Source organism: Ruegeria sp. YTSA105, assembly GCF_059610225.1.
This window is the reverse complement of record NZ_JBXWNE010000008.1, coordinates 83,239-101,881: the sequence shown is the minus strand read 5'-3', so window position 1 is coordinate 101,881 and position 18,643 is coordinate 83,239. Positions and strand designations below refer to the sequence as shown.

At 58.0% G+C, this 18,643-nt stretch carries 20 protein-coding genes; 14 read left to right on the top strand and 6 right to left on the bottom strand.

Features of this window, described 5'->3' with window-relative positions; translation table 11 throughout:
* The first annotated feature begins 13 nt into the window (after positions 1-13).
* From AC2FH2_RS11995 to AC2FH2_RS11985, 3 genes are read left to right on the top strand one after another with little or no spacing between them, the layout of a single operon-like run.
* Positions 14-1,195, top strand: coding sequence for an aminotransferase class I/II-fold pyridoxal phosphate-dependent enzyme (locus tag AC2FH2_RS11995; RefSeq protein WP_496823700.1), 1,182 nt, complete (start codon positions 14-16; stop codon positions 1,193-1,195).
* Positions 1,196-1,209: 14 nt separating this feature from the next.
* Complete coding sequence (locus tag AC2FH2_RS11990) at positions 1,210-4,098, top strand: DNA translocase FtsK (protein ID WP_496823698.1); 2,889 nt, start codon at positions 1,210-1,212, stop codon at positions 4,096-4,098.
* Between the two features lie 39 nt (positions 4,099-4,137).
* Positions 4,138-4,734: a LolA family protein gene (locus AC2FH2_RS11985; protein ID WP_142637078.1), complete on the top strand. Its 597-nt coding sequence runs from the start codon at positions 4,138-4,140 to the stop codon at positions 4,732-4,734.
* A gap of 12 nt (positions 4,735-4,746) precedes the next feature.
* On the opposite strand, the gene AC2FH2_RS11980 is transcribed toward AC2FH2_RS11985, so the two are convergent.
* Positions 4,747-5,328 (bottom strand): transglycosylase SLT domain-containing protein, encoded by a 582-nt coding sequence (locus tag AC2FH2_RS11980; RefSeq protein ID WP_142637077.1) that lies wholly within the window; start codon positions 5,326-5,328, stop codon positions 4,747-4,749.
* A 60-nt stretch (positions 5,329-5,388) separates the two neighbouring features.
* Positions 5,389-6,270 (bottom strand): AEC family transporter, encoded by an 882-nt coding sequence (locus tag AC2FH2_RS11975; RefSeq protein WP_496823696.1) that lies wholly within the window; start codon positions 6,268-6,270, stop codon positions 5,389-5,391.
* Positions 6,271-6,350: 80 nt separating this feature from the next.
* Between AC2FH2_RS11975 and hspQ the strand changes: the two genes are divergently transcribed.
* Positions 6,351-6,677 (top strand): heat shock protein HspQ, encoded by a 327-nt coding sequence (gene hspQ, locus AC2FH2_RS11970; RefSeq protein WP_142637073.1) that lies wholly within the window; start codon positions 6,351-6,353, stop codon positions 6,675-6,677.
* Positions 6,678-6,711: 34 nt separating this feature from the next.
* On the opposite strand, the gene AC2FH2_RS11965 is transcribed toward hspQ, so the two are convergent.
* The 3 genes from AC2FH2_RS11965 to AC2FH2_RS11955 all read right to left on the bottom strand — a co-directional run bounded on the left by AC2FH2_RS11965 (position 6,712) and on the right by AC2FH2_RS11955 (position 9,313).
* Entirely contained in the window at positions 6,712-8,289 is a 1,578-nt protein-coding gene (locus AC2FH2_RS11965; protein ID WP_496823694.1) for a gamma-glutamyltransferase family protein, read from the bottom strand.
* Positions 8,290-8,501: 212 nt separating this feature from the next.
* Complete coding sequence (locus tag AC2FH2_RS11960) at positions 8,502-8,942, bottom strand: ATP-binding protein (RefSeq protein WP_496823692.1); 441 nt, start codon at positions 8,940-8,942, stop codon at positions 8,502-8,504.
* A 32-nt stretch (positions 8,943-8,974) separates the two neighbouring features.
* On the bottom strand, positions 8,975-9,313 hold the full coding sequence (locus AC2FH2_RS11955) for an STAS domain-containing protein (protein ID WP_142637067.1): 339 nt from the start codon (positions 9,311-9,313) through the stop codon (positions 8,975-8,977).
* Positions 9,314-9,413: 100 nt separating this feature from the next.
* Between AC2FH2_RS11955 and AC2FH2_RS11950 the strand changes: the two genes are divergently transcribed.
* From AC2FH2_RS11950 to AC2FH2_RS11940, 3 genes are all read left to right on the top strand, one after another.
* Positions 9,414-10,586, top strand: coding sequence for a thiolase family protein (locus AC2FH2_RS11950; RefSeq protein ID WP_142637066.1), 1,173 nt, complete (start codon positions 9,414-9,416; stop codon positions 10,584-10,586).
* 73 nt (positions 10,587-10,659) lie between these two features.
* Positions 10,660-11,127 (top strand): GAF domain-containing protein, encoded by a 468-nt coding sequence (locus tag AC2FH2_RS11945; protein ID WP_496823690.1) that lies wholly within the window; start codon positions 10,660-10,662, stop codon positions 11,125-11,127.
* 57 nt (positions 11,128-11,184) lie between these two features.
* The gene (locus AC2FH2_RS11940; RefSeq protein WP_496823688.1) at positions 11,185-11,709 is read left to right on the top strand and encodes a GNAT family N-acetyltransferase; all 525 of its coding nucleotides are present in this window, start codon (positions 11,185-11,187) and stop codon (positions 11,707-11,709) included.
* 39 nt (positions 11,710-11,748) lie between these two features.
* Here AC2FH2_RS11940 and AC2FH2_RS11935 read toward each other — a convergent pair whose 3' ends face one another.
* On the bottom strand, positions 11,749-12,018 hold the full coding sequence (locus AC2FH2_RS11935) for a DUF1294 domain-containing protein (RefSeq protein WP_142637060.1): 270 nt from the start codon (positions 12,016-12,018) through the stop codon (positions 11,749-11,751).
* Positions 12,019-12,135: 117 nt separating this feature from the next.
* Here AC2FH2_RS11935 and AC2FH2_RS11930 point away from each other — a divergent pair, with 117 nt between their 5' ends.
* From AC2FH2_RS11930 to AC2FH2_RS11900, 7 genes are read left to right on the top strand one after another with little or no spacing between them, the layout of a single operon-like run.
* A complete protein-coding gene (locus tag AC2FH2_RS11930) occupies positions 12,136-12,705 on the top strand; it encodes a helix-turn-helix domain-containing protein (protein WP_142637059.1) in 570 nt (189 codons plus the stop codon).
* Positions 12,705-13,328, top strand: a complete 624-nt coding sequence (locus AC2FH2_RS11925; RefSeq protein ID WP_281973074.1) for a LysE family translocator — start codon at positions 12,705-12,707, stop codon at positions 13,326-13,328. Before AC2FH2_RS11930 ends, AC2FH2_RS11925 begins: the two co-directional genes overlap by 1 nt.
* Before the next feature lie 5 nt (positions 13,329-13,333).
* A complete protein-coding gene (locus AC2FH2_RS11920; protein WP_142637055.1) occupies positions 13,334-13,714 on the top strand; it encodes a GFA family protein in 381 nt (126 codons plus the stop codon).
* 15 nt (positions 13,715-13,729) lie between these two features.
* Positions 13,730-16,180: a GcvT family protein gene (locus tag AC2FH2_RS11915; RefSeq protein WP_142637053.1), complete on the top strand. Its 2,451-nt coding sequence runs from the start codon at positions 13,730-13,732 to the stop codon at positions 16,178-16,180.
* A 19-nt stretch (positions 16,181-16,199) separates the two neighbouring features.
* On the top strand, positions 16,200-16,676 hold the full coding sequence (locus AC2FH2_RS11910) for a cupin domain-containing protein (protein ID WP_496823686.1): 477 nt from the start codon (positions 16,200-16,202) through the stop codon (positions 16,674-16,676).
* Positions 16,677-16,678: 2 nt separating this feature from the next.
* The gene (locus tag AC2FH2_RS11905; protein ID WP_496823684.1) at positions 16,679-17,731 is read left to right on the top strand and encodes an alcohol dehydrogenase family protein; all 1,053 of its coding nucleotides are present in this window, start codon (positions 16,679-16,681) and stop codon (positions 17,729-17,731) included.
* Positions 17,732-17,743: 12 nt separating this feature from the next.
* A complete protein-coding gene (locus AC2FH2_RS11900) occupies positions 17,744-18,634 on the top strand; it encodes a homocysteine S-methyltransferase family protein (protein ID WP_496793543.1) in 891 nt (296 codons plus the stop codon).
* Positions 18,635-18,643 lie beyond the last annotated feature (9 nt).

The window sequence follows — 18,643 nt, the reverse complement described above, 5'->3', positions numbered from 1 at the left end:
TGAGGCAGTAGTTATGAATTTCCCCGAGCGGTTTTCGAACCTTCCGGAATACGCATTCCCGCGCCTGCGCACCCTGTTGGATCATCACCAACCGGGCGGTGAAGTGATTCACATGACCATTGGCGCGCCGATGCACGCTTTTCCGGCCTGGGTCAGCGACGTGATTGCGGAAAATGCTGCCGGTTTTCAGGGATATCCGCCGAATGAGGGTTCGGCCGAGCTGCGCGGTGCGATCACTGACTGGATTACACGCCGTTATGGCGTCACGATGGATCCGGACACGCAGGTTATGGCCCTGAACGGGACGCGCGAAGGGCTGTATAACGCCGCCATGGCGCTGTGCCCCGAACAGAAATACGGACAAAAACCGGTCGTTCTGTGCCCGAACCCGTTCTATCAGGTCTATATGGTTGCCTCGATCTCGGTCGGGGCTGATCCGGTTTTTGTCCCGGCCACGGCGGCCACAGATCATCTGCCGGACTATGCGGGATTGCCCGCGGATGTGCTGAACCGCACTGTCGCCGCTTATATCTGCTCACCGGCCAACCCGCAGGGCGCAGTTGCCACGCGTGAATACTGGGTCGAGCTGATCCGGTTGGCTGAAACATATGATTTCCGCATCTTCGCCGATGAATGCTATTCCGAGATTTACCGCGACACAGCGCCTACAGGTGTTCTGACCGTCGCAAAGGAACTGGGCGCTGATCCTGAACGGCTCACCCTGTTCAACTCGCTGTCAAAGCGGTCGAACGTGGCCGGGCTGCGGTCTGGCCTGATTGCAGGCGGGCCGGAAACGATCAAGCGGGTCAAGCAGTTACGCAATTATGCAGGCGCGCCATTGCCGCTGCCGTTGCAGGCCGCCGCCGCAAGGCTCTGGGCCGATGAGGCGCATGTGGACGAGAATCGCGCGCTCTATCAGGAAAAATACGCCATCGCAGACCAGGTGTTTGCAGGCATCCAGGGCTATATGCCGCCCGAGGCAGGGTTCTTTCTGTGGCTGCCGGTCGAGAATGGCGAGGAAACCGCATTGAAACTGTGGCAGCAGACCGGAGTTCGGGTGCTGCCGGGTGCATATCTTTCTCAAGGTGATCCGGGGCAAAACCCGGGCGAGCATTTTATCCGGGCCGCGATGGTGGCCCCAAAAACAGAGATGCGGCAGGGGCTGATCACGCTCCGCGACTGCATTTATTCGTGAGGTACGAGGGCAAAATGGCATCATATAACGCGCGCAACCGCGATCCATTGCTGGACAGCACGACTCAGGCCGCCATCGAAAGGCGCAGCAAAGAGTTGATCGGCATCGCCCTGATCCTACTTGGGTTGGCTTCGGCGGCAATGATCTGGTCCTACACACCGGATGACCCGAACTGGATGGTGTCGACGGATGCACCAGTGCAGAACTGGATGGGGCGTGTTGGTGCCTCGATCGCGGCGCCATTGTTCATGATTGTCGGTTGGGGCAGTTGGAGCATCGCGTTGGTGTTGATCGGCTGGGGTGTGCGTTTTGCCGGGCATTTCGGTGAAGATCGTGCCGTCGCGCGCCTGATATTTGCACCGATCTGGATCGCCATTGTCTCGGTCTATGCGGCGACATTAGTGCCGGGTGAGGCTTGGCGCGTAACGCATAGTTTTGGTCTGGGTGGATTGTTTGGGGATACGGTCATGGGTGCCTTCCTGACCTTGTTGCCCATATCCTCGCATTTTATTGTCAAGCTGATGTCTCTGGCGATGGCTATTGGGATGCTGACGCTGGGCGTGTTTGTTCTTGGTTTCACCAAGGACGACGTGCGCAAGGGGTTCCGTGCCTTCCTGCTGGGGCTGGTCATGTCCTATGACATATTGATGAATCTGCTGGGCCGTGGGGCTGCTGCAACAGCGGAGGCTGCGCGCGAACGTCGTGCCCAATGGGACGAACGCAAGTTGACCCGCGCCGAAGGGGCCGTGTTCGACGACGAGATTGCCTTTGCCGACCCTGTTTATGACGAGCCGCTTCTGGAAGCGCCCGAACCGGTAAAGACCGGCCTTCTGTCGCGCATTCCTGATCTGATCCGTCGCCCGGACCCCATGCCCGAACCCGAGCTGATCGACCGTGAACCTGTCGCGGGTTATGAGGAAATGCCGGGCGAGGACCGAATCCGTTCAAAGATTTCTGCCGCTGTGCGCAACCGTAAGGTTGCAGTCGGAGAGATGGATCCTGAGCCCGATCCCGATCTGCCGCTGACCAAAGGGCGGGGCCGTGGACCTGATCCGTTGATCCTGAACGCAGGGCCTGCGGACGATCTGCCGCCCGAGCCGCCAGTGACATCAACCGGGCTGCCGCCCGAGCCGATGCTGTCAGCGCAGCCTGAAACAGAATGGCAGGAACCGTTGCATCAGGATTTTGCGCCCGAGCCGGATTTCGATGACGAGGCCGTTTTCGAGGATGACGCCGATGAGATGCCGCAAGCCCGCCCGGCGATGAAAATCCCCGTGGCCGAGCCGCGCAAGCCGGTGGTTGCTCAACCCGTGCGCCGCACCCCGCCACCCTCGCGCCGGGCCCAGGCCGAGGCCCAGCCCGCGTTGTCGTTCGAAGAAAAGCACTCCGATTTCGAACTGCCTCCGCTGGGCCTGCTGTCCAACCCCTCCAGCATTCAGCGCCATCACCTGAGCGATGAGGCCCTGGAAGAGAATGCGCGGATGTTGGAAAATGTGCTGGATGACTATGGCGTCAAAGGTGAGATCGTCAGCGTCCGCCCCGGTCCGGTTGTCACCATGTACGAACTTGAGCCGGCTCCGGGTTTGAAAGCCAGCCGTGTTATTGGTCTGTCGGATGACATTGCCCGCTCGATGTCGGCCCTCTCGGCGCGGGTTTCGACCCTGCCGGGCCGCTCGGTCATCGGGATAGAACTGCCCAATGAAAACCGTGAAATGGTGGTGCTGCGCGAAATCCTTTCAAGCCGTGACTTCGGAGACGGCAATCAGGCGCTGCCTTTGGCGCTGGGCAAGGATATCGGCGGTGAATCCGTTGTGGCCAATCTGGCCAAGATGCCCCACCTGCTGATCGCGGGGACAACCGGTTCCGGTAAATCGGTGGCGATCAACACGATGATCCTGTCATTGCTGTATAAGCTGACGCCGGATGAATGCCGCCTGATCATGATCGACCCCAAGATGCTGGAATTGTCGGTCTATGACGGCATCCCGCATCTGCTTTCTCCGGTTGTGACAGACCCGAAGAAGGCGGTTGTCGCCTTGAAATGGGTCGTGGGCGAGATGGAGGATCGCTATCGCAAGATGTCCAAGATGGGCGTGCGTAACATCGCGGGCTATAACGGCCGGGTGAAAGACGCGCTGTCCAAGGGCGAGATGTTCAGCCGCACGGTCCAGACCGGTTTTGACAACGAAACGGGTGAACCGATGTTCGAGACCGAGGAATTCGCACCCGAGTCGATGCCCTATATCGTTGTTATTGTCGACGAGATGGCCGACCTGATGATGGTCGCGGGCAAAGAGATCGAGGCCTGCATCCAACGTCTGGCGCAGATGGCTCGGGCCTCGGGTATCCACCTGATCATGGCCACGCAGCGCCCCTCGGTCGATGTGATTACCGGCACGATCAAGGCGAACTTTCCGACTCGGATTTCCTTCCAGGTGACGTCAAAGATCGATAGCCGCACCATTCTTGGTGAAATGGGCGCCGAACAACTGCTGGGTCAGGGTGACATGCTGTATATGGCGGGTGGCGCGAAGATAACCCGTTGCCACGGTCCGTTTGTCTCGGATGAAGAGGTCGAGGAAATCGTCAACCATCTGAAGCAATTCGGCCCGCCGGATTATATGAGCGGTGTGGTCGATGGACCGACCGAGGAAAAGGCTGATAATATCGACGCTGTTCTGGGTTTGAACACCGGGGGCAACACCAATGGCGAAGACGCCCTTTACGATCAGGCCGTGGCGATTGTGATCAAGGATCGCAAATGCTCGACCTCGTATATCCAGCGGAAACTTGCCATTGGCTATAACAAAGCTGCGCGTCTGGTTGAGCAGATGGAGGACGAAGGCATTGTTTCATCGGCAAATCACGTCGGAAAACGCGAAATCCTGGTGCCAGAGCAATAGGATATTTAATAACAAGGGCAGAGCGCTTATCTGGGTCTTATGAAACAGATTGCTTTTGCCCTTGCACTGACACTGGCCACACCCGCCGCCTGGGCTGCGGACAAGTTGCCGCTGTCGCAGATATCGAATTACCTGAATGGTCTGAAAACTGTCGAGACGACATTTACACAGGTCAATGATGATGGCTCACTGAGCACAGGAAAGCTGTGGATCGCGCGACCTGGAAAGATGCGGTTCGAATATGACCCGCCAGACAGCGCCGTTGTGTTGGCACGCGCTGGCACCGTTCAGATTTTCGATCCGAAATCCAATCAACCGCCCGAGCAGTATCCGTTAAAGCGAACACCTCTGTCTCTGGTTCTGGCACGGAATGTCGATCTGGGTCAGGCTAATATGGTGGTTGGGCATGACTTTGACGGAACGGCCACTGTCGTGACAGCACAGGACCCGAAAAACCCTGACTCCGGTCGAATTGAGCTGATGTTCACTGGCGATCCGGTTGAGCTGCGAAAATGGGTGATCCACGATAATGCAGGCGGACAGACAACGGTTCTGCTGGGACAGCTTGATACCGAAAAAAATCTAAGCAGCAGCTTGTTTTCGAACAAGAACAGAAGCGGGTCAGGCAATCGCTGACCCGCTGTTTGTTCAGTAACGACAGCCTGACAGTTGCGCCTGGTACATCCGGGCGCGCGCATCCACATCATTGGCCACGTTCAGCAACCACGTCTTGCTGTAATGGCTGCCGCGGGCATAACCGGTATGGCCTTCATGATAGGCCAGATACTGATTGCGCGTGTCGCTTGGCTGGATGCCATTCCGCTCATAGCTTTTGTTCATGTACCAGCCGATGAAATCCGAAGCGTCGCGGATACGGTCCCGCTTGGCCCGGCGTTTGCCGGTTTCGCGCTGATACTCATCCCATGTCCCGTCCAGCGCCTGGCTGAAGCCATAGGCGCTGCTCTGGCGGCCCATCGGGATCACACCCAGAACATATTGATGCGGTGTGCGCGCATCGTGTTTATAGCGGCTTTCCTGATAGATCGTCGCCATCTGAACGTGAACGGGGATGCCCCATTTCCGTTCGGTGCTTTTGAACGCCTTGATGTATTCCGGCCGTTCACGTGCAATGCTGCATGCATCATTCAGCTTGCTGGGCGGTTGTTTGGAACCACCCCCGCAGGATGCCAAAAGCAGCACCCCGAAGAGTACGATAAGAATTCTGCTCATGTGCCTCGTGCCTTTTTTCTTCATTCTAGCGCAGATTGAGCGATTAGGAAATCACAATCGCTACAGAACAATAGCTAGAATTATAGGCAAAGCGCCGACGGACATCAGGGTTGAGACCATAACCAGCCCCGCAACCGCGTCAGAATCCGCTTCGAACCGTTCGGCCAGCAGGTATGAGGTTACTGCAACCGGCGTACACATCTGCACCACCAGAACGCCGAACGCGACTTTATCCAGATCAAACCCTTTTGCGATTGCCCATGCCAGGGCAAAACACACGACCAGTTTCAACGCCGATAGCCAGACCGCTTGCCCTAGCTTTCTGGTGGTCAGCCGCGCAATCGCAACACCAAGCGTGATCAGCATCATCGGAATCGCCATCTGTCCCAGCAGGTCCAGCGTATTGGTCACGAAGACAGGTGTTTGCCAGCCCTGCCACAGAAACAGCGCCCCCAGCAGAGTAGCCCAAACCATGGGTTCACGTGCTACCTTGCCGAAAGCGCCTTTTCCCGCCACCAGGTAGATCCCGTAAGTAAAGGAAAACAGGGCGGTAACGGCCAGAAATATCACCGCGAAACCCAAGCCTGCCTGCCCAAATGCGAAAATAGCCAGAGGCAGGCCCAGATTCCCCGTGTTGCCGAATATCAGCGGCGCCAGATAGGTGCGCCTTTCCAGCTTGCTGGCCCGGACAAATACGCTAAATGCGACCGCCAGCCCGACATGGCCTGTGATGGCGGCCAAAGTGAACCGGGTCAGCTCTCCGGGCGGGATCTGGGTTCGCATCAGGGCCACGAAAATCAGGCTGGGCACGGCGAGCGTCACCGCAAGGCGGGTCACAAATTGCAGCCTGTATTCAAAGCCATGTTTGACCCAGGCAAACCCGATCCCCGCCAAGAGGAAGACCGGGGCCACGATTTCGAGTACTGTCAGTAAGAGGTTCACAGACTGTTTCCCATTATTTTAGATCAATGATTGGCATTCCTATGAGGAAACGGGTAGTAAGACCTTTGGGGGCAAACGTGATGCTAAAGACACAAGCAAAGTACCGGCTGGGCCAAGTCGTCCGCCACAAAAAACATCCCTTCCGAGGGGTGATTTTTGACGTGGACCCAGAGTTTTCAAATACCGAAGAATGGTATCAGGCCATTCCCGAAGACAGCAGGCCGATCAAGGATCAGCCGTTTTATCATCTGTTGGCGGAAAATGACCAATCCTTCTATGTTGCTTATGTTTCTGAACAAAATCTGATTGCCGACCAGTCCGGAGAACCGGTCGAGCATCCGGATATCCCCGATATGTTTGGTCCGTTTGAAAACGGCGCATATCCGTTGCATTTCCATTTGAACTAAAAATGGAAGCGCGGGTGAAACCGGGCCCATACTGTCAATAACCAAGCGCGCACCCATCTTTTCGCGGATCGCTTGCGCCTTGCAAAACGCCGCTCTTCTGGATTCGGATCGCTTGAGCCCCGCCAAGAGGTGTTTCTGAAATCAGAACTTTGTGGCCGATTTCAGATAATTGTTGCGCGACCTTCCGCGAAATTCCGCGTTCCAGTTTCAAGACAGGTCCGTCTGCAAAGGCCCGCGGTGTGTCTATGGCCTGCTGCAGCGCAAACTCATCGTCGGTTAGTAGCGAGACCAGCTTTGCATGCCCTGTGGGCTGAAAGGCGCCACCCATCACACCGAAGGGCATCAGGATTTTGCCTTTCTGTTTCAACATGCCGGGAATGATTGTGTGCATCGGACGTTTGCCGCCGCCGAACTCGTTCGGATGGCCTGATTGCAACGTAAATCCAGACCCACGGTTTTGCAGCAGAATGCCGAATTTCTCAGAAGCGATACCGGATCCAAAGCTATGAAAGATCGAATAGATCAGCGATACCGCCATCCTGTCCCTGTCGACCACCGTGATATAAACAGTGTCTTTGTGAATGGCTTCGGTCAGTGGGGCAGCAGCGGGCATGGCATGGTTTGGATTGATAAGCTCTGCCAGTCGATCGGCTGTTGTCTGGTCCCAAAACCTGTCTGCGTGTGTCGTATGATCCGGATCGGCGATGAATCTGTTGCGGGCATCGTAGGCGAGTTTTGAGGCTTCGGCCTCGATATGCAGACGCTCTGCGGATAGCGGATACATGGATCCGAGGTCAAAGTTCTTGAGGATATTCAGCAGCAAAAGGGCGGTTGCACCTTGGCCATTGGGCGGATGTTCCAGCAGGTCCAAGCCACGATAGTGCCCTGCGACCGGAACTGTAGGTGTGGCAGCGGTCGCGTCCAGATCTTCGGCTGTGTGTACCCCGCCCATGGCCGTCAGGGTCGAGATAATATCTTCAGCGACCTCGCCCGCGTAAAACGCCTCTCGTCCGTATTTGGCGATTCTGCGCAGCACTTCTGCCTGCCCGGCGGACCGGAACATGTCTCCGGTCTTTGGAACGTCTCCTTTCAGCAGATAGTGGTTCCTGGCTGCCCCCTGCAACGTGTTAGCACCCGGGCCCCAATCAAAAGCCACACGTGGGGCGACCGGCACGCCCTGGTCTGCATAGCGGATGGCGGGTTGCAGGATGGCGTCCAGCCCTAGTTTGCCCTCGGTTTCGGCCAGCTGGCAGAACGCCTCGACCGCGCCGGGAATGGTGACCGCATCCGGTGTATTGAGTGGAACTGCAGTCAGTCCCTTATCGCGCAAGCTGCCAGCGTTGGCTGCTGCCGGTGCCCGGCCAGAGCCGTTGAGGGCCCGAACCTCATCTTCTCCGGCGCGGTTGTACAGAACAAAGCAATCTCCGCCCAGGCCGGTCATTTGTGGTTCGCAAAATCCCAAAAGCACTGCCCCGGCGATGGCTGCGTCCATCGCGTTGCCACCTTGCTGTAGAATGCCAAGGGCCGCTTGGGCTGCCAGCGGGTGAGATGTGGCGCACATCCCTTCGGTCGAAAAAACTTCGGATCTGCCTGGTGCCTGAAAATCCCGCATTGCGCTGCCTTCCCGTGTGATCGCGCAGAAGGTATCGCGCGTCCGGGTATTGTCCAGTCAAATCAAAGGGGAAGTTCCTCGGCATCGTTCACTGGGTGGGGGCTGTGACATACGATGCCGAGGGAAGCTATCTGAGCTACAGTTAAGACTTTGATCTTTGTTTGCGGCGCTACAATGGTTCGAAAAGGGCCTTATTGTGACGTTTTATAGCCCTAATCCGCGTCGAGAAAACTGAATCGCAGTGACAACCGGTTGCAGCCTTCGCTACGGTCATAGCGGATTTCACTGGTCAGTTGGTGGATCAGAAACCATCCAAATCCCCCCTCGGGCAGGTCTTCACGTCTTTCCCCCAGAGGTGCAGGTGCACCTTCTGGTACGCGAAAGCCAGGAAGGGGATTGCCGGTATCCGAGATGAGGATTTCCAACCAGTTCTGATGCAGGCGGCAGTGTACCTTTACGCTGGCGGGCGTGGTTCCGGCATAGGCGTGTTCAACGACATTGTTAATGGCTTCGGCCAGGGCAATTCTGACATCAGCCGCTTTGTGTGCAGGCAGCCCTTTGGACGACAGTGCCTGGCTCAACTTGGCAATGCCAGAGCTTGCTTCGACCTCGGTCGCAGCGAAGCTCAAATCGAAACTGATGCCGTTACACATTAGCCTTGCGCCTGTTCAGTTTCTCCTTGTGTTCAATCCGGCGCACCGGACAGTGCGTCATCCATCGTTGGGTAAAGCTTGAACACTGTGTCCATGCGCGTAAGACGAAACACCTTTTCCACAAAAGGCTGAAGACCTGCCAGATCCAGGCGCCGTTCAGCCCCGAGTTGTTTCATGGCGGCGACAATGGCGCCCAAACCACTGGAGTCAATGAATTCGACACCGCTGAGATCCAGAACCACGCGCACAGCCCCACCTTCGGTTTCCGTGCGCATGTTTTCTTTGAACTGAATGGCCATTGCGGCATCAATCCGGTTGGATTGTACAGTAATTATTTGAATATTGTTGGTCGTAGTACTGGACAGGCCCATACGTGACGGTCCTTTAACTGAAATCGCTCGTAGAAATACGCTAGACGGGAATTCTTACCATTCGGTATCCATTGAATGACAAGAATTTAGGAGCGCCCAGATGAAGCAAGTTGTAATCGCCGGAGCAGCACGTACCCCGATGGGTGGATTTCAAGGAATGTTCGATGGTGTTTCTGCCGCCGATCTGGGTGGAGCCGCGATCCGGGCCGCGCTGCAGGGTGCCGGTGCTGAAACGGTTGACGAAGTGCTGATGGGCTGCGTTCTGCCAGCCGGTCAGGGTCAGGCCCCTGCACGTCAGGCTGGGTTTGCAGCCGGTTTGGGCCAAGAGGTCCCGGCCACGACGCTCAACAAGATGTGCGGATCAGGGATGAAGGCTGCGATGATGGCCTTCGATCAGATCGCATTGGGCCATGCCAACACAATGATCGCAGGCGGGATGGAGAGTATGACGAACGCGCCCTACCTGTTGCCCAAAATGCGTGAGGGTGCGCGCTTGGGGCACGCTCAGGTCGTCGACCACATGTTTCTGGACGGGCTGGAGGACGCCTACGACAAAGGTCGTCTGATGGGCACTTTCGCCGAAGACTGTGCCGAGGCGTTCCAGTTCACCCGCGAAGCGCAGGACGAATACGCCCTGCAGTCCCTATCCAACGCGCTGGCCGCGCAGGACAGCGGCGCGTTCGACGGTGAAATCACTCCGGTAACCGTCCGTACAAGGAAAGGCGAGGTCACGCAGTCCGCGGACGAGCAGCCGAAAACCGCCCGCCCGGAAAAGATACCTTCGCTGAAACCGGCTTTTCGCAAGGGTGGAACGGTGACGGCGGCCAACGCGTCGTCGATCTCTGATGGGGCGGCAGCTCTGGTTCTGGCGTCAGCTGAAGCCGCCGAAGCGCAATGCCTCTCGGTTCGGGCGCGCATTCTGGGTCATTCCAGCCATGCGCAGGCTCCGGGATTGTTCACGACTGCGCCAGTTCCCGCTGCGCAAAAGCTTTTGGCCAAAATCGGCTGGTCCAATGATGATGTGGATCTGTGGGAGGTAAACGAAGCCTTTGCCGTGGTGCCGATGGCATTCATGCATGAGATGGGTCTGACGCGTGACAAGGTAAATGTGAATGGTGGTGCATGCGCCCTGGGTCATCCTATTGGCGCTTCGGGAGCGCGTATCATGGTCACCCTGCTGAACGCGTTGGAAAAGCGGGATCTGAAACGCGGCGTGGCGGCGATCTGCATCGGTGGTGGAGAGGGAACTGCAATCGCGATTGAGCGTGTTTGACGCGGGGCCGATTCCACCATAGGTCCGGTGCTGTAGAACCTGTTTACAAGATCACTGACCGGACCCGCCCCCCATGACCGTTGACTACGATACGCTGACCAAGACAATCGTCGCCCTAACCGCTGGCGAGACAGATCAAGTTGCTCTGATGGCGACAATCGCCTGTGAGGTTCATCACGCCGATGATCGGTTTGACTGGACGGGGTTCTATCGCGTAACAGATCCGGGCATTTTGAAAATCGGCCCCTATCAGGGTGGTCACGGGTGTCTGGTTATTCCCTTCGGGCGCGGTGTCTGTGGTGCCGCGGCGCGGACCGGAAAGGTACAGTTGGTGGCGGATGTGCATGCGTTTCCAGGTCACATCGCCTGCGCCTCGTCTACGCAGTCCGAACTGGTGCTTCCGGTGCGCAATGCCTCGGGCGAGGTCATCGCGGTTTTTGACATCGACAGTGACCAGCCGGATGCGTTCACGGATGAGGACGCAGATAAGCTGTCTGCCATATTGTCAAAGGCGTTTTCGGGCGAGTTAAGAGGGGCCTGACGCAAAATCAGCCCGTCTGTTAGACTGGAATGGATACTAATTGCGACTGGCCAAGGCATGATCCCGGACCAATTCACCACAGAGCGGCTTGCCGTCTGCCACTGGCAAGTGGAAGTCTCAGAAGCTGGTCGCCTTTCAGCGTTGACGGCCGAGTTGGCAACCGTCCTGACACCAGCGGTTCTTGAGCCCCTGCCGCCTTCGATGCAGGTCGAAGAAACGCCCAGCGGGATGACCGACTGGATCGCGGCACGCAAGACCGAAAGCGATGTTCTTCTTGTTCGGCTAAGGCAAAATAATCAGCTGATCGGACTGCTGATACTGGCCTCAGAACCCGAAGATCAGGCCGCACCAGCCATTCACCTTGGATATCTGTTTGCCGAACGAGCCTGGGGCTGTGGCTATGCAACCGAACTTGTGTCCGGCTTTATCGCGGCCTGCGGCACGAGCCGCGCCATTCGGTTTTTGGCCGGGGTCGAGCACAGCAATCCCGCCTCTGCCTGTGTGCTACAGAAATCGGGGTTCACGCGATCCTCAGCTCACTCCACCGACGATACCGATATGTATGTCTGCGACATTTCCTAGATCCCATCGGGATCTTACGTGGCTTGCGGATCAAGCCAACTACAGAATGTCTGTGATTAGGAAATATGCCAGCCCGACCTGAGTCGCAAAGATCGCAAACAGCGACAGGGAAAACCGGCCTTTTCGGGACTTGTGATTGAAAATCCAACGCCCGACCAGCGCACCGGGACTGCCGCCCAGTGCCGCCAGCCACAATAGCCTGCGTTCCGGAACCCGGCTTTTTCTGCGTCTGGCGCGCAGCTTGTCCCAGCCAAAGGCCAGCAAAGTCAGGCCGTTGATGACCCACAGGTATATAACCGCAATCCACATAGCTGACGGATAGCTAAATGCGTCGATTTTCCCAAGTGAAAAAATGCTTGGAATTTTCACCGATTCGCGGCATCGTGAAAAACACGAGGAAAATTTCACCAGATATCGGAGAGTTCGGTGAACAGCCAAGCCCCCCACAGTGCAACGCTCGGAGCCGACATTCGCGCATTGCGTAAGGCGCGTGGGTTGACGCTGACCGAGATCGCAGAGCGGTTGAACCGGTCGGTCGGATGGCTCAGCCAGGTTGAACGCGACAAGTCCGAACCGTCAATTTCAGACCTGCGTCAGATCGCGGAATGTCTGGGTGTGCCGATGTCCATGCTGTTCGCCCATTCTGCCGCCCCCGCCAATGAACAAGGCTATGTCGTGCGCGCCGGGTCGCGCCGCCCTATGGGGTCGGGCGAAGAAGGTCTGATCGAGGAACTGCTGTCACCCGATCTGACTGACGATTTTGAGATGGTGCATTCCACCTTTGAGCCGCATTCCAAGATGCAGAATCCGGCGGACCGCCCCACGCAAGAGGTTGGCTATGTGATTTCCGGTCAGTTGAATCTGACCATCGGCGCGCAAAGCTTTTCAGTTGGGCCCGGTGACAGTTTTCGGATCAAGAACGAACCCTATATTTGGGCGAACCCTCATGATGAGCCTGCTGTGGTCATCTGGGTCATCGCACCTCCGGTGTACTGATGAGTTTCGAGGCCTGGACCATATTCGCGCTGTTCTGGGTGGTGTTTGTAACCACACCGGGGCCTAACGCGGTGAACTGTATCTCGAACGGGATGAGCCTGCCCTTCGCAAAAGCGATGCTGGGTGTCTTGGCGATCCTGACCCAAGCCAGCGCCTTTTTGGTTTTGTCGGCGCTTGGGGTGACGGCCTTGATCGCGGCCTCACCCACCGGATTCTTCATCGCCAAGCTGGTGGGCGCAGGGTTTCTGATCTGGCTGGGTGTCCGAGGCTGGAAGGCTGCAGCAAATCCCGCCCCTATTTCCGAACGCCCTGCACGGCATGTCTATCTGCACGCGCTGGCCGTCGCGACAATCAACCCCAAAAGCGTCGCGGGTTATCTTGCTGCATTCTCGCAATTCGTGCAGCCGGATGTGCCGATCTGGGAGCAAATGTTGGTCATCATGCCAACGGCGCTGATCATCACAACGCTCAGCTACATCGGGTTCACTCTTCTAGGTGCGCTTATGGGGCGGGCTGCGCTGGGGGCCGTGTTCAACATCTGGGTACGCCGGGTCATGGCCACCTGTTTCATCATTTATGGCGTGTTGCTGGGCACCACCAGCGCGCCAGCAGCAAGGGGATAAGCGAAATGCATACAGGTTCCTGTCTGTGCGGCTCGGTTGCGTTCAAGATCGAAGGCGATCTTCCTGCCGCCTCGGCCTGCCATTGCGGTCAATGCCGCAAACAGTCGGGTCATGTCTGGGCCTCGACCTCGGCCCATCAAGACGACATCACCTTCACCGCCAGCGATACGCTGAGCTGGTTTCGTGCTTCCGACATCGCCCGACGGGGATTTTGCAACGCCTGCGGCTCTTACCTGTTCTGGCAGCATAAGGACGAAGATCGGATTGCCATTGCTATGGGGGCGCTGGATGCACCCACCGGCCTGACCCTCGCCCGCCATATCTTTGTGGCCGACAAGGGCGACTATTACGACATCACGGACGATCTGCCTCAAGAGGCACAGTAACAGGGACTGAAAGACATGAGTGATTTTCCGACAAAAGCCCGCGTGGTTATTATCGGTGGCGGAGTGGTGGGGACATCGTCCCTGTATCATCTGGCCAAAAAGGGCTGGACCGATTGTGTTCTGCTGGAGAAAAACGAGCTGACCGCCGGGTCGACCTGGCATGCAGCTGGCAACGTGCCGACCTTTTCGACCTCTTGGGCGATCATGAACATGCAGCGCTATTCGACCGAGCTTTATGCGCGGCTGGGTGAAGAGGTCGACTATCCGATGAACTATCACCAGTCCGGCTCAATCCGGTTGGCCCATTCGAAAGAGCGGGTGCAGGAGTTCGAGCGGGCAATGGCGATGGGCCGTTATCAGGGCATCGAGATGGAGATGTGGACACCCGAACAGGCCAAAGAGCATTACCCGTTCCTGGAAACTCATGACCTTGAGGGTGTTCTGTTCGACCCGACCGATGGCGACATCGACCCGGCGCAGTTGACCCAGGCACTGGCCAAGGGTGCGCGCGACATGGGGGCGAAGATCCTGCGTTTCTGCCCGGCCACGGGTGTGACCCAGAAGGAAGACAAGACCTGGATCGTGCATACTGACAAGGGCGATATCGAAGCGGACCACGTGGTCAATGCCGCCGGGTATTACGCCCAGCGTGTGGGTGAATGGTTCAAGCCCTTCGGCGGTCGCACCGTTCCGGCCATGGTGATGAGCCACCAGTACCTGCTGACCGACGAAGTGCCCGAGATCGAGGAATGGTCCAAGGCCAATGGCGGTAAAAAGCTGCCGCTTCTGCGCGACGTGGATATCTCCTATTACCTTCGGCAGGAGAAGAACGGATTCAACCTCGGCCCCTATGAGCCCAACTGCAAGGGCCACTGGATGACCGAGGATGATCCGATGCCCGAGGATTTCAGTTTCCAGCTATGGAATGATGATCTGGACCGGATCGAAGACATCGTCACCGACGCGATGGAGCGGGTGCCGCTGATGGGGACCTCGGGCGTGGGCCGGGTGATCAACGGACCCATCCCCTACGCGCCGGACGGGCTGCCGCTGGTTGGCCCGATGCCGGGCGTGACCAACGCGTTTGAGGCGCATACCTTTACCTTCGGCATCGCGCAGGGCGGTGGTGCCGGCAAGGTGCTGGCCGAATGGATCGTCGATGGCGCAACTGAGTGGGATATGTGGGCCGTCGATCCGCGCCGTTACACCGATTACACCGATCAGGATTACTGCAACCAGAAGGGGCTTGAGGTCTATGGCAACGAATACGCCATGCATTTCCCGCACCATGAATGGCCCGCCGCGCGCGACAAAAAGCTGTCGCCTGTCCACACCAAGGTCAAGGAATTGGGCGGCGTGATGGGGCCCTATAACGGCTGGGAACGCGCCAACTGGTTTGCGCAACCGGGCGACGATACCTCTGAAGAAGCGACCCATACCTGGGGCCGTTCGGGGCCATGGGAGAAGCGGATCAAGGAAGAGTGCGAGGCTGTCCGTGATCATTGCGGCGTATTGGACTTGCCCGGATTTTCGCGTTTCATCGTAAAAGGTGAGGGTGCCGCCGAGGCGCTGCGGTCGCTGGTCACCGGCGGTTTGCCCAAGGTGGGTCGCATCAACCTGGTCTATATCTCAGATGGTCGCGGCCGGATCCTGACCGAAATGTCCTGTATCCGCCTCGGCGATGACGAGTTCGTCATGATCACGGCCGCTACAGCGCAATGGCATGACCGCGATATCCTGACCGAGGCAATGCCCACTGGCGTCACCGTCGAGGATGTCACCACCACTCGTGACACGCTGATCGTGACAGGTCCAAAATCGCGCGACATTCTGGCGGGGCTGAGCGATGCGGACCTGTCCAGTGGCTGGCTGACCCATCAATCGGCCACGGTTGCAGGTCAGCCCGCATTCCTGATCCGCGTCTCGTTTGCAGGAGAACTTGGCTGGGAGGTTCACGCGCTGAACGACCATATGCCCGCGATCTATGGCGCGATCCTTGACGCTGGTGCCAAACCGTTCGGGATGTACGCCCTGAACTCTCTGCGCATCGAAAAGGGTTATCGGGCTTGGAAAGGCGATCTGTCCACTGATTACTCTCTGTTGGAAGGCGGGTTGGAACGGTTCGTCAAACTTGACAAACCGCAGGACTTCCCCGGCAAGGCCGCGATCCTGAACGAAAAGCAGCAGGGCGTGAAAAAGGCGTTTGCCACTATGTTGGTCGAGGCAGGTGACGCGGATGCACCCTACATGTCCTGTATCTGGCACAACGGCGAGATCGTTGGCGAAACCACCTCGGGCGCTTGGGGGTATCGCGTTGGCCAATCCATTGCGCTGGGCATGATCCGTCCCGAATTGGCGGTGGCAGGTACCGAGCTTGAAATCGAAATCTTCGGTGAAAAGCGGCGCGCCGTGGTACAGGACGATAAACCGCTCTGGGATCCAGAAAACGAGCGGCTGCGCGCCTGATCGCCCGAAGGAGACCTGCATGAGCACGCGTTATTCAAAACTGGGGCCCGGAGAGGGCCTCAATTATGACTGGGAAAATGACCACACATTTGTGAAGGTTTCGACCCGGGATACTGATGGCGCCTATACGCTCATGGAAGACAATCTGAAGGCCAGCTTTGCGCTTGGCCTTCATCGCCATGAAACCCATGCCGAAAGCTTCTATTTTCTGGAAGGCGAAGTGGACTTCTACGTTGATGGCGACTGGCATCGCTGTAGGCCGGGCAGCACGATGCATGTGCCGCCCGGTATGCCGCATGCCTGCCGCGTTGCTGGTAAAGCACCAGCCAAGATGCTGATGATTTTCCAACCTGCCGGTTTTGACGGCTTCCTTGCTGAGCTGGCCAAGATGACCGAGGCGGACTTCGCCGATGAGGTGAAAATGGCCGAATTGAACGCGCGGTATGACATTGTCCCGATGGGCTCTGTGCCGCCTCATCCCGATGACGAGGTCTGATCATGACACTGCCTAAAACGATGTCCGGTGTATTCCTGACCTGTCACGGCGGGCCCGAGGCGCTGGAATGGCGTGACGATATACCGGTCCCAACCCCTGCGCCGGGGCAGGTTCTGGTCCGTGTGGCCGCAGCCGGGGTGAACAACACCGATATCAACACCCGTATCGGCTGGTATTCCTCGGACGTGACCGGCGCCACAGATGCCGTGGATCAAGAGGTCGAAGCCGGAGGCTGGGGCGGCGCGTTGAACTTCCCGCGCATTCAGGGCGGCGACCTTTGCGGCATCGTCGAAATCGCGGGGCCCGAGACTGGGTTCACCTCGGGCCAGCGCGTGACCTGTCCGATCAACCTGCCACGTCCGCGACCGGGCAACCCGACAGGCTTCATCGTGCTTGGGTCCGAGATTGACGGCGCCTTTGCGCAATATTGTTTGGTGCAGGCCGATGACCTTTATGATGTCAGCGCCTCACCCCTGTCCGACAATGAAATCGCTGCCATCCCCTGCGCCTTTGGAACCGCCGAGGCTATGCTGACCCGATCCGGTGTGACTGCCGGGCAAAAGGTGCTGATCACCGGCGCATCCGGTGGCGTCGGCCTTGCCGCTGTGCAACTGGCGGCGCTGCGCGGTGCCTCGGTTTGGGGCGTGACCGGTGCGGCCAAGGCCGAAGCGGTGAAAAGCCAGGGCGCGACCGCCACGTTCAACCGGGATGCGTCGCTGCCCACCGACATGTTCGACGTGGTCATTGACGTGGTGGGCGGACCTGCATGGGCTGACCTGATCCTGGCGCTGAAACCGGGCGGTCACTATGCCGTTGCGGGTGCGATTGCTGGCCCGATTGTTCAAGCCGATCTGCGGGATATCTATCTGCGCGACATTACCATTCACGGCAGCACCCATCAGCCGTTCGAAGTCTTCGGTCGCCTGGTCGAACTGATGAATGCGGGGCGGATCAAGCCCCTGATTTCAAAAACCTATCCGCTGAAAGACATTGCGACGGCGCAAGAGGACTTTCAGTCAAAAACGTTTCCGGGAAAACTGGTTCTGGTTCCCTGAGGAGGTTCATTGATGGCAGATATAACCCTTCTGGATGGGTCTATCGGACAGGAACTGGTCAAACGCAGCGGTGATGCGCCGACGCCTTTGTGGTCGACCCGGGTGATGATGGACCATCCCGAGTTGGTCGGGGATGTGCATGCGGATTATTTCTCACGCGGTGCGACTGTGGCCACGACAAATACCTATGCTGTTCACCGGTCGCGTCTGGACCGTGTCGGCTTGGGTGATCAGCTGCCAGATCTGATCGAGGCGGCCCTGTCGCAGGCCGAGCGTGCGCGGCCCGCGGGTAGGCGCATCGCTGGGGCTTTGGGTCCGCTTCTCGCCTCTTACCGGCCGGACCTGAATCCAGAGGTCGAAGAGGCGGCAGAGAAATTCTCCGAACTGGTGGCGATGATGGCAGATCGCGTTGACCTGTTCCTGATCGAAACCGTGTCGTCGGTGCAAGAGGCCGAAGGCGCGTTGCGTGGAACGGAACAGGCAGACAAGCCGGTCTGGCTGGCGCTGTCCGTGATGGATGATGATGGGACGCGGCTTCGGTCGGGTGAGCCATTGTCGGGAATAGCATCTTTGGTTGATCGCTTTACGCCTGAGGCCGTGCTGATCAACTGCTCGCGCCCCGAGGCGGTGCCCGCTGCGCTGAATATTATCGCGACCTTCGGGCGTCCGTTTGGGGCATATGCCAATGGCTTCACCGGGATTACCCAGGAATTTCTACAAGACGCCCCAACCGTCGATGCGCTGCAACAGCGCCACGACCTTGGGCCGGATGAATATGCTGATCAGGCGATGGGGTGGGTGGCGCAGGGTGCAACTATCATCGGCGGATGCTGCGAAGTCGGTCCCGATCACATTCAGCGACTGGCAGATCGGCTGTGCGCTGCTGGCCACAGCATCGTCTGAAGGGGGTAA